This window comes from Paenibacillus sp. LX16 (assembly GCF_036252815.1).
GTDB classification, from domain to species: domain Bacteria; phylum Bacillota; class Bacilli; order Paenibacillales; family Paenibacillaceae; genus Paenibacillus; species Paenibacillus polymyxa_B.
The window spans coordinates 5,367,314-5,380,912 of record NZ_CP141152.1; the positions used below are offsets into that span (position 1 = coordinate 5,367,314).

Below are 13,599 nucleotides of genomic sequence, written 5' to 3' on the forward strand. Positions count from 1 at the left end.
CCTTGATATTCTTCTGCTTTTATAAATGCCCATATTACAATGATTCATAAATATTATGTCCTGCCAGTTCACTCAAACCTTTTCTGTCCCGAATGACAATGTAGCCTTTTGTCCGTTCAACCCATCCATCTTCAATCATTTTGCGAATGACACGGTTGAGATGTCTATAGCTGGTTCCGATCAAATTCGCCACATCTACCAGACTGGATGCACGTAATTCCTCATGAAAAGCCGTATTCGATTCGTCAAAAGAAACCGATAGCAGGTAGCTCGCCAGCCTGACTTCCACCGGATACATGAGATTAAAACTGGAAAAGTCGGAGTCCAGGCAAAACTTTCGCGTGACAATATCCAGTAGAAATTGCAGCAAAGGAGCATAGTCTCTGCCGTATTTGTTCATCCATTGGTGGTGAATACCGATCACATAGATCGGAGACACTGCCTCTACCGTGTTGATGACGTGACTACTCCGAATATATTCAACATCTCCTATGACCTCGATCGGTGTTTTGAAGCAGAGGATCAGGGTCTTCCCTTCTGTAGAACTGGTATAAATCTTAACCTTGCCCTGCACCAGTATATATAGATGCTCAATCGAGTCCCCCTGTGAACAGAGCTTTTCCCCTTGCTCCAAACGATGCAACGACAAATAAGGATGTAGTGGCTCGTAGAGTATGGATTCCAACTCATGCAGCTGCAAAAAATATTTTAGCTGCTCTTGATCCTGAATTTCTCTCATTCCTAAGCTCACCTTCAATTTCTACGTTCTAAGCTTTCTTTACGAATTAAGGTTCTATTTTAAAGCTTCAGAATAATTACACCCGCAATCATCATACCAATACCTATAAACTGTGGCAGCTTCATCTCTTGCTTCACTATACCGAACCATCCCTTAATATCTACCAGGAAGGTTAAACACAACTGCGCAATCAACAACGCCGAGATCGTGAACGTAACCCCAATATGTTGGATCGCCGTGACTTCACTAAATATAATAATAGCCGCAAAGGCACCGCCCCAAAGATACATTGGCTTTACCTGTTTCATTTCAGCCACATTGCCATCCCTTGTAAACATCCAGACGAATGCTGCCAAAATAAAGCCTATTAGCTGAGTAACAGTGGCCGCCTGCCATGTACCGATATCCTGACTAATCCGTGTATTCGCTACCCCCTGTAGCGTAATACAAGCTCCTCCCAGAAAAGCAAACAAGATTCCTCTCATAAATCGTTATTCTCCCCATGTAAATGACTTTTCTATATATTAAAGTATAGGGCAGAATCTCTATAAAGGACATATGTCCTCAATGAATAGTAAAACATCCTCCATTTCATTCCATTCAGTATCCGCGTCAATCCTGCACACTTGCGTTAATAACTTGACAGTATCCCATCATAAAACTGCATGTTCCGGCACGATAATATGGAATGCAGCATTCAATTGAGGAGTTGAGCGTTATATGACTACACGTGATCCGCTGCATTCTGTGCCGGAATATCAAAGAAGAACCAAGAAACAGGGCCGCGCTCTTAAAATCGCCATTCTGGTACTCATCCTCTGGTTGATTGCCGTCATGCTGTATCAGACCCATAAACCCTTGCCTCCGTTCGTCTCTTATGAGAGTCAGGAGTATTCGACCCATGAGGTAAACTTCTGGACAGATTTGACCTATCCCACCGGGGATGGAAGCACTGCACAGCATGAAGGTCAAATTTTGAATCGTATGCTCGGGATCATTGATGAAGCTGAGCAATTTATCGTCATCGACCTGTTTCTATTTAATGACTATAAACATAAAGGCCAGCGCTTCCCCAAAGTCAGCGCACAAATGGCCGATCATCTTATTGCCAAAAAGAAAGCTCATCCGGATATGCCTATCTTTTTCATTACAGATGAAGTCAATACCAACTATAATTCTGCTCCCAATCCTTTGTTGGAGAATATGAAGCGAGCAGGGATTCAGGTCGTGCAGACTGATGTAGATCCGTTGCGGGACTCTACGCCCATCTATTCGGCGGTGTGGCGTACCTTTTTCCAATGGTTTGGGCAGCAGGGCACAGGCTGGATTCCCAACCTGATGGCCAGTGACGGACCTGACGTTACGGCACGCTCCTATCTTAAGCTGTTAAACGTCAAGGCCAATCATCGAAAATTGGTTGTCAACGAACAGACAGCGCTCATTTCTACAGGCAATGTGCACGACGCGAGCGCCTATCACTCCAATGTAGCGCTGGAGGTGAAGGGGCCTATCATCGGAGACATTTTACAAACGGAGCAAGCGGTGTTGGACTTTTCGGGCGGTGGACAGCTTCCTGCCTATACACCACAGGCCGAACCCAAAGTTCCATCGAGTAAGGACAGCTATCGGATCAAATATCTAACTGAGGGCAAAGTGTACACCTCAGTTCTGGATGGCATTGCGCAGACGAAGAAAGGTGACAGCATTCATATGGGCATGTTTTATTTGGCTGACCGTAAAGTATTGAATAGCCTGCTGGATGCCTCTGCGCGTGGTGTAAACATCCAATTGCTGCTGGACCCCAATGAAAATGCGTTTGGTCAGGAAAAAATCGGCATCCCCAATCGTCCGGTTGCCCAAGAGTTGTCCGATAAATCGGGCGGGAACATTCAAATTCGCTGGTATCATACCACTCATGAGCAGTTCCATACCAAACTGATTTATATCGCCAAGGCGCAAGGAGAGCATATCATTTGGGGTGGCTCTACCAATCTGACCCCCCGTAATCTGAATGATTTGAATCTGGAAAATGAATTGTGGGTGGCCGCTCCGGCGGACAGCAAGCTGACCCGACAGGTTGCGGCCTATTTTGATAAGCTATGGAATAATCAGGGGGCTGAATACAGTTTGGATCTAACAGCTTACGAGGATCATTCAACATTTTGGAAAGATATTATATACCGTCTACAGGATATTTTAGGCTTTACTACATTTTAACTACGGGATACTGCTGTAGCGAATTCGTTTATGCTTACAGCAGCGGTGAAAGCAGCCGTGCGAGCGATTCCATCAAACGTTTGAACAGACGTTTTTTCATGAATTCTTCGCGTACGATCAGACTGGCAGAGTGCAAATCTCGTTCGTAGTCTGTTACCATCTGCTGCACACTGTGCGTTTGAATTAACAGAGCGTTAACTTCAAAATTCAAATGAAAGCTACGCATATCCATATTGGCTGTCCCGATGGTCGCAACTTCCCCGTCAATGATGAGGAGTTTGGAGTGGAGGAACCCTTTTTCATATTCATATACCTTGACTCCAACCTCCAGTAACGACTGGAAGTACGAATGAGACGCGAGAAAAGGTAGCCATTTATCCGGTTTTGCGGGAAACAGAATACGTACGTCCAACCCGGACAAGGCAGCCATCCGTAAGGCAGTCAGGATATCTTCATCCGGGATAAAATAAGGAGTGGCAATCCAGACTGATTTTCGGGCGGACGTGATCATGGAGAAAAACAGATTTTTAAGCACTCTCCGCTCATTATCCGGGCCGCTGGCAATAATCTGCACGCCTCCGTCCGTAATTGGTTCAATATTGGGAGACAGATATTCGCTATCGAGCACCGACTCACCCGTCATGTGAAGCCAATCCTGTAAAAATATAAGCTGCAACGTCCGCACAGCTTCGCCCTTCACAATCATATGCGTATCACGCCAAAAGCCGTAGGCTTTGTTGCGGCTGAGATACTCATCTCCCACATTTAGACCACCAATTAATCCGATATTACCGTCGATGACTACAATTTTACGGTGATTACGATAGTTTACCCGGCTGGAGAAAAACAAGATTCGAGCGCCGCCGTATGCAACGACCTCTACTCCTGCATCTCTCATTTCCTTTAAAAATGACTTCGACAACTGAATACTGCCCACCGCATCGTACATAAACCGAATCTTAACACCCGCTTTAGCCTTTTCGATCAGAATTTTCTGAATGCTGGTACCAATATCATCCGACCGGAAAATGTAATATTCCATATGGATATGATGCTGCGCCTTGCGCAGTTCTTCCAGCAAAGTAGAGAAGGTTTCATCTCCATTGTTCAGAATTTGAGTTTCTGTCGCAAAATAAATTGGGGAGCGGGCCAGTCTGCGTGCCAAACGCATCAGCTGCTGCTGCTCATCTGTAAAGCAGGTCAGATCTCGTTTGACTTGCAATGCATCCTTTTCTATGCGGTCGTAAGCCTGTTGGTCACGCAATGCCTTTTTATCATACTTGCGACGCTTGAATACATTTTGCCCAAACAGAAAATAAAGAGGAAGTCCAACGACTGGCAGCAATGCCAGCAGCAAAATCCAGGACATCGTGGTGGAGGGATTACGATTCTCCGTAAAAATAATCAGACTGATGGAGATCACTGTCAGGGTGGAAAAAATACTGATGACAGTTCCTTCATTTTTGCCGATGTAATTAAACAAGCCAAAATAATAAATAATAAACACCATAGCCGCAATCAATACGGCCAGTAAGCTTCGCCTCATAACTAACCTCACTTCCAGTGGACTGCATTTGACAGGTATTCTTCATTATATTGTACATGAGCCCCTTATTTCTTCCCACTTTTTTATTAAAATGTTGATAAAAAAAATCCAAAGAAAAGCTTTATACAAAACGCAATGCTGCTGGGTTGACACTTACTTTTTTTCGTGCAAGAATAAACTAACGAACGTTAGGTAGGTGACAATAATGGGAATGGAAGAGATTCGAAAGGCCGCTCTTTTTCAATTTGCCACCAATGGGTATGAGGGAGCCTCCTTGAGCAGTATTGCCGCTGAGGTCGGTATCCGAAAACCGTCTATATACGCACATTTCCAAGGCAAGGAGGATCTGTTTTTACAGGTAGCGAGGTATGCTTTTCAAGAGCAGAATTTACGTATTTTCGAATACTTTACGGAACGTAAGGATCAGCCGCTTAAGCATACCCTGCATGACTTCTTGTTTTGGATGGGACAGGAATATGAGAGCAACGACTCAGCCAAGTTTATGCTTCGCTTTTCCTTCTTTCCGCCTGTATCGTTGTACAACGAAGTGCTGGATATTGTTAATCCTTTTCTGGACAAAATGGAGCGAAAATTAACTCGCCGCCTCCGGAATACACGGGATCGGGAACCCTTTGGGCATATGGAGCCAGTGGATGTGGCTTTAGCCTTCATGACACTGGTGGACGGAATCATGGTGGAGCTCCTGTACAGTGGAAGCATCAACTACCACCGAAGACTAAACGCTGCATGGCCTATTTTTTGGCGTGGGATTACGTTAACCTCACCTCATGAAGCGTGAAGCCGGCGAACTTATAAAATCTATTTTTGAGGAGAACTTTCATCATGAATCGCAGTTGGATTTACGTTTTTGTTGGCGGCCTGATTGAGGTCGTATGGGTATCGGGTTTAAAGCATGCGGATTCTGCACTCGCCTGGGCTGTAACTGTGCTGGCTGTGGTGGCTAGCTTTTATTTAATCATGAAGGCTGCGAAGCGTTTGCCTGTAGGCACGGTGTATGCTGTATTTACCGGACTGGGGACAGGGGGAACAGTCGTAGGCGAAATGCTGCTATTTGGGGAACCGTTTCAATGGTCCAAAACGCTGTTAATTGCCCTTTTGCTGGCAGGTGTGGTCGGCTTGAAGTTAGTTACCGACCGTGATGTTCAGGAAGGGAGTGGTGCATAATGGCTTGGATTGCATTGGTTATCGCGGGATGCTCGGAAGTGTTAGGAGTCATCGGTATGAAGGGAGTTACGGTGGGCAAAGGCTGGAAGTCCTTAGTGCTTATGGTCCTATCCTTTGTTCTTAGCTTCTCTCTACTCAGCTATGCCATGAAAAGTTTGCCTATGGGCACCTCCTATGCCGTATGGACAGGCATCGGGACGGTTGGCAGCACAATTACAGGCATGTTCTTGTACGGTGAACAAAAAAGCGTACTGCGTGTTTTATTCATCGCCATGATTCTTGCCGCAGCATTGGGATTAAAGCTGATATCTTAGCATGAGCGAATGGCATCAAATATTGCGAATTGCTGATCTTAAAGGAGTGACGCCTTGTGATTACCACCGTAACGCTTAACGCGGCTGTGGATAAAATCTACACGGTTGCAGGCTTCGGTTTAAATGCCGTCCACCGCATGGAAGGCGGCCTGACAGTGCCGGGCGGCAAGGGCGTGAATGCCGCCCGCGTCATCCGCACGCTAGGCGAGCCTGTACGAGCGACCGGGTTTGCTGCTGGACACACGGGACGGCTGCTCATTGACGGGTTGAGCGCAGAAGGCGTAAGCGCCGATTTCATTGAAACGGCACATGGGGAGACCCGTCTCGCCATTACCGTGCTCGACCCGTCCGCGCGCACGCAGACCGAGCTGATTGAGAGCGGACCGACCGTTGGGCCGCTTGAATTAGCCGCACTGCGGCGCAAAATCGAGACCCTTGCCGAGGATTCGGCTTGGGTCGTCCTCTCCGGCAGCCTGCCACCCGGCTGCCCGCCCGATCTGTACGCCGAGCTGTGCACGCTGGCGAAGGCGCGCGGCGCGCGGGTAGCGCTGGACGCGAGCGGTGAGGCGCTGCGCTTGGGGCTGCGCGGAAAGCCCGACCTCGTGAAGCCTAACGAGGACGAGGCTGCTCGCTTCGCGGGAATTGACGCCGCGCGCCCGGATGCCGCTGAAGCAGCGGCATCAAAGCTGCTGGAAGCTGGAGCGCAGCTGGCCGTCATCTCGCTTGGTGCGCACGGGGCGCTGGCGGTAACGAACGATGCGCGCTACCGCGTGAGCCTGCCAGACGCGGACATTGTCAGCGCGCTCGGCAGCGGTGACGCCATGGTCGCCGGGCTGGTCACCGGCGCGGCGGCGGGGCTGGATCTCCCTGCCATGCTACGGCAGGGAGCGGCCTGCGGCACAGCGGCAGCTCTGCACGCCATGGCCGGGAAAATCGAGCTCCAGGACGTGAAGCGTCTGGAGCAAGGCATTACGGTGACGCTGTTGTAATTCAGCGTCACTTTTTTTATTTCATCCAAGCATTCGCTTATCTTTATTTCACAAATACAGTTATTCCGAATGCTCTATATTCCAAATGTTCGGTTCTCCGATTGGCTTACAGCAAAACCCTGTTTTCCAGTATATTTTTCATACAAATATGCGACTTCGAAGGCCCCAGCTTAACTAATGAATCCTGAAGCTCTGCAATTTCCTCTACCGACGCGGTTTTTACCTTAATGAGATAATTAAATTCCCCACTGATGCGAAATAAATCGGTAACTTCCTTAGCCTCTCTACAAAATTCAACTAACTCTTGGCAATGTTCTGTCTTTATTAGAATAAATGTAGTCGTTCCTCGATTCAGTTCCCGTAAATTAAATACGGTACTATATCCCGAAATAATCCCTCGTTCTTCAAGCTTGATTATCCTTTCTTTAACAGACGGCTGTGACATCGAAATTTCTTTACTGATTTGGGAAATAGTTATCCGAGCTTCATGCTGTAGCAATTTCATGATTTTGTGATCTATATCGTCAATGTGATGCTGCATATCGAGCCCCTCCTAACCTGAATTTAAAAAATAACGTTTTTCACCCAAATTAACTTTTTTTCAATAATTAATATAGTATAAAAACCTTACTCTAAATATATAAGCACCACAACATTATTCATATAATAAGGTTCACTTACATGAGGATTTTGCAAAAATCTCATAAGCGACTTCCAATGAACAATATATAGATCGAAATGGTTTAGTTCGTCTATATATTGCACTTCGGAGCGACTGGAATCGAATTTTGCAAAATCCTGAATCAAAAGGAGGATCTGAAATGAGCGTAAAGGGACTAGCGCATGTTGCCATACAAGCTCGTGACTATCAAGCAACCATTGCATTTTATACCAAGGTATTGGGGTTTAAAAGAGGACATCACTGGAGTCTTCCGTCTTTTCGAATTCAAGAGGCTTCCATGCTGATCTCACCCGATCAGAGAACCTGTCTCGAAATTTTTGATAATGATGCTGTCATTCCTGCCCAAGGAAAAAAAGCTTCATCCGAGCAAGAGATTGCTCACGGGGCTTTATTACACTTGGCATTTTACGTAGACAATGTGGATGAAATATATCAAAAAGCCCTTGCCCACGGAGCAAGAACCTTTGTGGAACCCAATCAGCTTACCCTTGGCGAACCTCCTCTAGTTGTAACAAATGCATTAGTCCACAGCCCCAATGGTGAGGTTATCGAATTTATCGAGGATATTGATTTTGATATGTCCCTATTTAGCAATAAGTAATTCTCATAGCTATTAAAAAGATCCACTTCCCGGTGAAGTAGGATTTTTTTATATTCCATACAGCTCTGCCGTTATCTCTATGGAAGAATTAAACTGTTCCTAAAAACATCCGATATATTGATTATCACTTTGTTTAAAGGAGTAGATTATCATCTCAATTGATTTCAATGTGTATTGGTTTCATTTTAGCTCCGATCTGCTGATGCCATTGTTCAGCTTGATTGGACTGCTACTCATCTATTTTGGATTCAGAACGATCCGTCGTCATCGTTATCGTAAACGCCACTGGGTCCGTACCAAGGGGCAAATCGTTGATGCACATATCGAAGTAGATATTGATGTCGTTCCCTTTGACCGAGATGATCCGGTAGATACTAGCTACACCCGCCGATTAAAGGTGCGCTTCTATACAGCTTCAGGTGAAGCCGTAGAATTCTGGAATCCTTATAGCACCAACCTAAGCCTCAACCGGGTTGGCAGCAAGATTAAGGTATTATACAATCCATCCAACCCTCGGGACGCCCGAATTGCAGGCGGTGTAAATGGTGCTGGCTGTCTGGCCTTTATGCTGTTTTTGATCGGTGTTCCCTTTGCTTTGAGCGGGGTATTCGCTGTTTTGAAGTTCTTCCTCTAACCAGGCTTGGATCACATACTGGTAATAAAATTTATCGCCATATACATTGCCAGCCCTAAAATAATCAGTGCCGATATTTTGTTGAGCACCGTCCCAAACTTCCCTTCTGAATCCATACGTCCCACGAGACGCCCCGCCGTTGCCAGACCGATAAACCATATCCAAGATACGGACACGGCGGCCAGACCAAAGGCCCAGCGTTCCCCGCCGTCATATTGAAGGGAGCTGGTTCCCATTACCCCAACAGTGTCGAGTATGGCATGTGGATTCAATAGCGATACCGAAGCGGCAAAAATCATCTGGCGTTTCGGCCGCATCGCCTGACTTTCTCCCGAGGAAGCTGCCTTCGATCTCCATAAAGTCCAGGCCATATAGAGCAGAAACAAACAGCCCGCCGCATAGAGTGCGTTCGTGAGCCATAGAAATTGCTGCAAAATAAGAGACACGCCCCCAACCGCAAGCGTGATCAGAATGGTATCACAGACACCCGCTGTAATGACAGCAGGCAGTGCATTGCGAAACCGCGACTGGGACGCCCCCTGATTAAACACAAATACATTTTGTACCCCCAAAGGCAAAATCAAACCCAATGCCAATAAAACAGCATGGATAATAGCTTCCAGCATAATTATATTCCCCCAAATTTAGTCCATCATATTTCTCTAGTATTTGCTCTCCTAAATAGTCCTCGCGCAGGAAGCTTGTACGTTTCTAATCCTCTCGTATTTCCTTTAAATTCTTCACGTTCTGCGTGTGCTGTTGTACGCTATGCTTCAACTGCTCTTTAGCAAGCTGGTAGTCCTGCGGATTGTTCATGTTAAACGCGGCCTTATGCCACATGTCTTCACTCACTCCCGGCAGATCTTCTACCGTCGCATAACGAACGTTCAGCTTGTCCAACCAATCGGTGAGACGAAGCCGTCTACTGCGCAAACATTCCTCGGCAGACGGCAGCACGCTCCGATGGTACACAGCCAGCAACGGGTGTATACGTCCATCCATAGAAGAGATCACTGCTTGCAATGCTGGTTCCGTCGTCCCTTGCAACTCCGTCCATTTCTTAGTTACAGCGAGCAGGTCATGCAGCACCTCTGGCTGTACAAAGGGCATATCACAAGCGACAACCATCCCCCACTCCGTAGTAGATGCAGATAATCCTGCATGGATACCGCTCAAGGGCCCCATACCCGGAAAAACATCAGGCACTGTTTCCATACCACTCAGACCATATCCTTGGTTGTCACGAGTGACTACTACAACCCGCTGGGCCGCCTGCTGCAATGTAGTATACGTCCGTTCAAGCATAGTAGCTCCATCAATCTCAAGCAGAGCCTTATCCTGTCCCATTCGGCTGGAACGTCCTCCTGCGACGATAATACCAGTCACTTTCACAAATAAATCCTCCTTTTTTTCTGAAAACAATTGCAAATATGCATATGAATTCTTGAACAAAATTTAATTATTACATAATTGTTAATTTATTGGTTTGTTAACCCTTTCAACACATGATACATTGGAATAAAGAACCTCCCACAGATCGGCATCGATGCGCAATTCTCTATCGGGCTAAGAAAGGAATGGCTTGTCTTGCAAAAGAGAGAAATTCAAGAGACTCCTCTATATTCCTTAAAACTGTATAATTTTTTTCTATATGGAGCTATGGTCATTTTCTCCAGCTTCTTCCCGTTGTATCTGCAAGATATCGGCATGGACAAACTGGAGATCGGGAGTCTGATGGCCATCGGGCCCTTTGTATCCGTATTCGCGAACCCTTTTTGGGGCTATACAAGCGACCGGAGCCGTAACCTCCGACGTATTCTGCTATTTATGATTATAGGTACCTTGTTATTGCTACAAGCTTTATTTCATGTCCATACGTATATCATGATTTATGTGTCGATGATTGGTTTTTATTTTTTTCAAAGCCCTTTATTTGCCCAAAGCAATAGCCTAATTCTCAGCTATATTGAGGGCACAGACCGGAAATTCGGCTCATTCCGTATATGGGGCTCCTTCGGCTGGGCTGTGACAGCGGCAGTTGCCGGCATAGTTATTGACCAAACGGGGATATCCAGCATATCCACCATCTTTACGGTACTTCTTCTAGCTGCATTGATCTGCACCTTGTCGATCCCACCACTAAAAAGCTCTGTGGAGACAGCAACTATTCATTTGCGTGGCTTTGGCAGCGTTTTAATGAACGGATACTTTATATCCTTTATTTTATTGGGCATCCTTGTATCCATCCCGAATTCGATCAACAGCGCCTTTATGTCTCTGTACATCACCGAGCTGGGTGGGTCCAAACAGATGCTTGGTTTTGCTGTCTTTATGTCATCGGTATTCGAAATTATTGTCTTTTTGCTGTTTGATCGCTTCTTGAAGAAAAAGATGACCGTGATGGTAGGTTGTTTGGCACTCGTCAGTTTGCTGTTTGCCTTACGGTGGGAACTGATGGCTCTGGCCACAGACCCGATTCAGATCGTGTTCATTCAGGCACTTCATTGCGTCACCTTCGGTGGATACTTCTATGTAGGCACCCAGTTGACAGTCCTATTTACCCCTGCAGCATACCGATCATCCGGACAGGCCGTATATACCTTGACCTGGAGTGGTATATCCGGTATCGTAGCAGGTTTTGCGGGAGGTTGGCTATTCCAGAACTTTGGCGGAGAAATGATGTACCATGCAGGGGTCTTTTTCGCCCTACTTGGCTCTGCGGGATTTGCCATTATGTGGTACATGCTGTACAAGAACGGTTATCAGCCAGGACTGCCAGCGGGCACAAACGAATAGAAAGTGCCCCTTAACAACACTAGAGTATCGTCAAGTCAATGATCATGTATAAAGAGTGTGCATCCGTAAAATAAAGGAGTCTGCCGACGGCAGACTCCTTTTCAACTTGGTCGCACGAAGCTACCATCTCTCCCACACTTTCCAACAGCCTATTGCTTAGGCAATTGGAAAGAGCTTTTCAACGATACAACACGGTTAAATACAGGCTGACCCGGTTTGGAAAGCTTCGGATCGACACTGAAATAACCATGACGGAAAAATTGGAACTTGTCCTGCGATTGAACTTCTTTCATGTTCGGCTCGACATAGCCATGAGCAATTTCCAAAGAGTTCGGGTTCAATTGGTCAAGGAATGTTTTTTCCGATGCATCCTCTTCAATCTCTTCCGTGTCCTCTGCGTTAATCAAAGGCTCATACAAACGGAATTCGGCAGGTACAGCCTGAGTAGCCTCTACCCAGTGGATCGTGCCTTTCACTTTACGTCCAGTAAAGCCTGATCCGCTCTTAGTTTCTACATCATAGGTACAGTGGATTTCCGTTACATTTCCGTCTGCGTCCTTAATCACATCGTTACATTTAATGAAGTAAGCATGTTTGAGACGTACTTCATTACCAGGGAACAAACGGAAGTATTTGCTCGGCGGATTTTCCATGAAGTCCTCACGCTCGATATAAATCTCACGGGAAAACGGAATTTGACGTGTACCGAGTTCCGGATTTTCAGTATTGTTTTCCGCCTCCAGCATTTCAACTTGTCCTTCAGGATAGTTTGTGATAACCACCTTCAACGGATCTATGACTGCCATGGTGCGAGGTGCCTTAAGTTTCAAATCCTCACGTACAAAATGCTCCAGTACCTGCAAATCGATGACTCCGTAGGCTTTGGAAATGCCTGTCTCATATACGAAGTTGCGGATGGCCTCCGGCGTGTAGCCGCGACGACGCAACCCGGAAATCGTCGGCATACGCGGATCATCCCAACCATCTACGTGCTTTTCATCGACCAGAAGCTTGAGCTTACGCTTGCTGGTTACGGTTTGAGCCAGGTTCAGCCGTCCAAATTCGTATTGGTGCGGTACCTTTTCCATCTCACATTCAGCTACAACCCAATCATACAGCGGGCGCTGATCTTCGAATTCCAGCGAACAGAGTGAGTGCGTTACTCCCTCAATCGCATCTTCCAGCGGATGAGCATAGGAGTACATTGGATAGATACACCATGTGTCGCCTGTATTATGATGTGCTGTGTGTGAAATACGGTAAATAACCGGATCACGTAAATTAATATTTCCTGAAGCCATATCAATTTTGGCACGCAGCACCTTTTCACCATTTTGGTATTTGCCTGCACGCATCTCTTCAAACAGTTTCAGATTGTCTTCCACACTGCGATCCCGATAAGGGCTATTTTGCCCCGGTTCGGTCAGTGTGCCACGAGTCTCACGGATTTGGTCCGCGCTTTGATCATCCACGTAGGCTTTACCCTTTTGAATCAGCAGGATGGCACGCTTGTACATTTCTTCGAAATAATTGGAGGCAAAATGTTTTTCCTCCCATTCATAACCGAGCCACTTCACGTCCTCCTGAATGGAGTTCACGTATTCCGTGTCTTCCTTCGCCGGATTGGTGTCGTCAAAACGCAGATTGGTGCGTCCTCCGAATTCATCTCCCAACGAGAAATTGATCCAGATAGCTTTGGCATGTCCAATATGCAAATATCCGTTTGGTTCAGGCGGAAAACGTGTAACAACCTCCTTGACCTTACCCGTACGTAAATCCTCTTCAATAACATTTTTAATAAAATTGGGGGGAGTGATCGGCTTCTCCACGCTAATCAACCTTTCTTCCGTATAATCTGTGTAAAACCTGTTCCCTTAAATATACCCTTTCACACCG

General features: G+C 46.3%; 15 protein-coding genes. 8 read left to right on the plus strand and 7 right to left on the minus strand.

The genetic code is table 11. From position 1 onward, the window contains the following. Positions 1 to 34 precede the first annotated feature (34 nt). Both T3H97_RS24010 and T3H97_RS24015 read right to left on the minus strand, forming a co-directional pair. Positions 35 to 739 (minus strand): Crp/Fnr family transcriptional regulator, encoded by a 705-nt coding sequence (locus tag T3H97_RS24010; RefSeq protein WP_025721846.1) that lies wholly within the window; start codon positions 737 to 739, stop codon positions 35 to 37. A gap of 59 nt (positions 740 to 798) precedes the next feature. Next, positions 799 to 1,224, minus strand: a complete 426-nt coding sequence (locus tag T3H97_RS24015) for a DMT family transporter (protein ID WP_328801079.1) — start codon at positions 1,222 to 1,224, stop codon at positions 799 to 801. A 235-nt stretch (positions 1,225 to 1,459) separates the two neighbouring features. Here T3H97_RS24015 and T3H97_RS24020 point away from each other — a divergent pair, with 235 nt between their 5' ends. Further along, a complete protein-coding gene (locus tag T3H97_RS24020; RefSeq protein ID WP_328801080.1) occupies positions 1,460 to 2,956 on the plus strand; it encodes a phospholipase D family protein in 1,497 nt (498 codons plus the stop codon). Positions 2,957 to 2,990: 34 nt separating this feature from the next. Here the strand turns inward: T3H97_RS24020 and cls are convergent, their stop codons facing one another. After that, positions 2,991 to 4,502, minus strand: a complete 1,512-nt coding sequence (cls, locus tag T3H97_RS24025; RefSeq protein WP_328801081.1) for a cardiolipin synthase — start codon at positions 4,500 to 4,502, stop codon at positions 2,991 to 2,993. Positions 4,503 to 4,707: 205 nt separating this feature from the next. Between cls and T3H97_RS24030 the strand changes: the two genes are divergently transcribed. The 4 genes from T3H97_RS24030 to T3H97_RS24045 are packed head-to-tail and all read left to right on the plus strand — an operon-like array spanning position 4,708 to position 6,990. Next, positions 4,708 to 5,301 carry a TetR/AcrR family transcriptional regulator gene (locus T3H97_RS24030; protein ID WP_328801082.1) on the plus strand — a complete coding sequence of 198 codons (594 nt, stop codon included), beginning with the start codon at positions 4,708 to 4,710 and terminating at the stop codon, positions 5,299 to 5,301. A 44-nt stretch (positions 5,302 to 5,345) separates the two neighbouring features. Next, positions 5,346 to 5,687 (plus strand): DMT family transporter, encoded by a 342-nt coding sequence (locus T3H97_RS24035; protein ID WP_023990733.1) that lies wholly within the window; start codon positions 5,346 to 5,348, stop codon positions 5,685 to 5,687. Further along, a complete protein-coding gene (locus T3H97_RS24040; RefSeq protein ID WP_013312355.1) occupies positions 5,687 to 6,001 on the plus strand; it encodes a DMT family transporter in 315 nt (104 codons plus the stop codon). Before T3H97_RS24035 ends, T3H97_RS24040 begins: the two co-directional genes overlap by 1 nt. A gap of 56 nt (positions 6,002 to 6,057) precedes the next feature. Beyond that, positions 6,058 to 6,990: a 1-phosphofructokinase family hexose kinase gene (locus tag T3H97_RS24045; protein WP_328801083.1), complete on the plus strand. Its 933-nt coding sequence runs from the start codon at positions 6,058 to 6,060 to the stop codon at positions 6,988 to 6,990. A gap of 106 nt (positions 6,991 to 7,096) precedes the next feature. Here T3H97_RS24045 and T3H97_RS24050 read toward each other — a convergent pair whose 3' ends face one another. Beyond that, complete coding sequence (locus T3H97_RS24050; protein ID WP_328801084.1) at positions 7,097 to 7,531, minus strand: Lrp/AsnC family transcriptional regulator; 435 nt, start codon at positions 7,529 to 7,531, stop codon at positions 7,097 to 7,099. 280 nt (positions 7,532 to 7,811) lie between these two features. Between T3H97_RS24050 and T3H97_RS24055 the strand changes: the two genes are divergently transcribed. After that, positions 7,812 to 8,273, plus strand: a complete 462-nt coding sequence (locus T3H97_RS24055) for a VOC family protein (protein ID WP_328801085.1) — start codon at positions 7,812 to 7,814, stop codon at positions 8,271 to 8,273. 169 nt (positions 8,274 to 8,442) lie between these two features. Then, the gene (locus tag T3H97_RS24060) at positions 8,443 to 8,907 is read left to right on the plus strand and encodes a DUF3592 domain-containing protein (protein ID WP_025722847.1); all 465 of its coding nucleotides are present in this window, start codon (positions 8,443 to 8,445) and stop codon (positions 8,905 to 8,907) included. A gap of 11 nt (positions 8,908 to 8,918) precedes the next feature. On the opposite strand, the gene T3H97_RS24065 is transcribed toward T3H97_RS24060, so the two are convergent. Next, positions 8,919 to 9,533, minus strand: coding sequence for a LysE/ArgO family amino acid transporter (locus tag T3H97_RS24065; protein ID WP_328801086.1), 615 nt, complete (start codon positions 9,531 to 9,533; stop codon positions 8,919 to 8,921). A gap of 85 nt (positions 9,534 to 9,618) precedes the next feature. Then, positions 9,619 to 10,299: a molybdenum cofactor guanylyltransferase gene (mobA, locus tag T3H97_RS24070; RefSeq protein WP_103047382.1), complete on the minus strand. Its 681-nt coding sequence runs from the start codon at positions 10,297 to 10,299 to the stop codon at positions 9,619 to 9,621. A gap of 195 nt (positions 10,300 to 10,494) precedes the next feature. Between mobA and T3H97_RS24075 the strand changes: the two genes are divergently transcribed. Beyond that, positions 10,495 to 11,703, plus strand: a complete 1,209-nt coding sequence (locus tag T3H97_RS24075; protein ID WP_328801087.1) for an MFS transporter — start codon at positions 10,495 to 10,497, stop codon at positions 11,701 to 11,703. A gap of 149 nt (positions 11,704 to 11,852) precedes the next feature. Here T3H97_RS24075 and T3H97_RS24080 read toward each other — a convergent pair whose 3' ends face one another. Continuing rightward, positions 11,853 to 13,532, minus strand: a complete 1,680-nt coding sequence (locus tag T3H97_RS24080) for a glutamine--tRNA ligase/YqeY domain fusion protein (RefSeq protein ID WP_328801088.1) — start codon at positions 13,530 to 13,532, stop codon at positions 11,853 to 11,855. Positions 13,533 to 13,599: the final 67 nt, after the last annotated feature.

Coding starts and splice junctions, on each gene's coding strand:
- T3H97_RS24040 (WP_013312355.1), top strand. CDS start 5,687: ATGGCTTGGATTGCATTGGTTATCGCGGGATGCTCGGAAGTGTTAGGA.
- cls (WP_328801081.1), bottom strand. CDS start 4,502: ATGAGGCGAAGCTTACTGGCCGTATTGATTGCGGCTATGGTGTTTATT.
- T3H97_RS24020 (WP_328801080.1), top strand. CDS start 1,460: ATGACTACACGTGATCCGCTGCATTCTGTGCCGGAATATCAAAGAAGA.
- T3H97_RS24015 (WP_328801079.1), bottom strand. CDS start 1,224: ATGAGAGGAATCTTGTTTGCTTTTCTGGGAGGAGCTTGTATTACGCTA.
- T3H97_RS24055 (WP_328801085.1), top strand. CDS start 7,812: ATGAGCGTAAAGGGACTAGCGCATGTTGCCATACAAGCTCGTGACTAT.
- T3H97_RS24065 (WP_328801086.1), bottom strand. CDS start 9,533: ATGCTGGAAGCTATTATCCATGCTGTTTTATTGGCATTGGGTTTGATT.
- T3H97_RS24030 (WP_328801082.1), top strand. CDS start 4,708: ATGGGAATGGAAGAGATTCGAAAGGCCGCTCTTTTTCAATTTGCCACC.
- T3H97_RS24050 (WP_328801084.1), bottom strand. CDS start 7,531: ATGCAGCATCACATTGACGATATAGATCACAAAATCATGAAATTGCTA.
- T3H97_RS24010 (WP_025721846.1), bottom strand. CDS start 739: ATGAGAGAAATTCAGGATCAAGAGCAGCTAAAATATTTTTTGCAGCTG.
- T3H97_RS24035 (WP_023990733.1), top strand. CDS start 5,346: ATGAATCGCAGTTGGATTTACGTTTTTGTTGGCGGCCTGATTGAGGTC.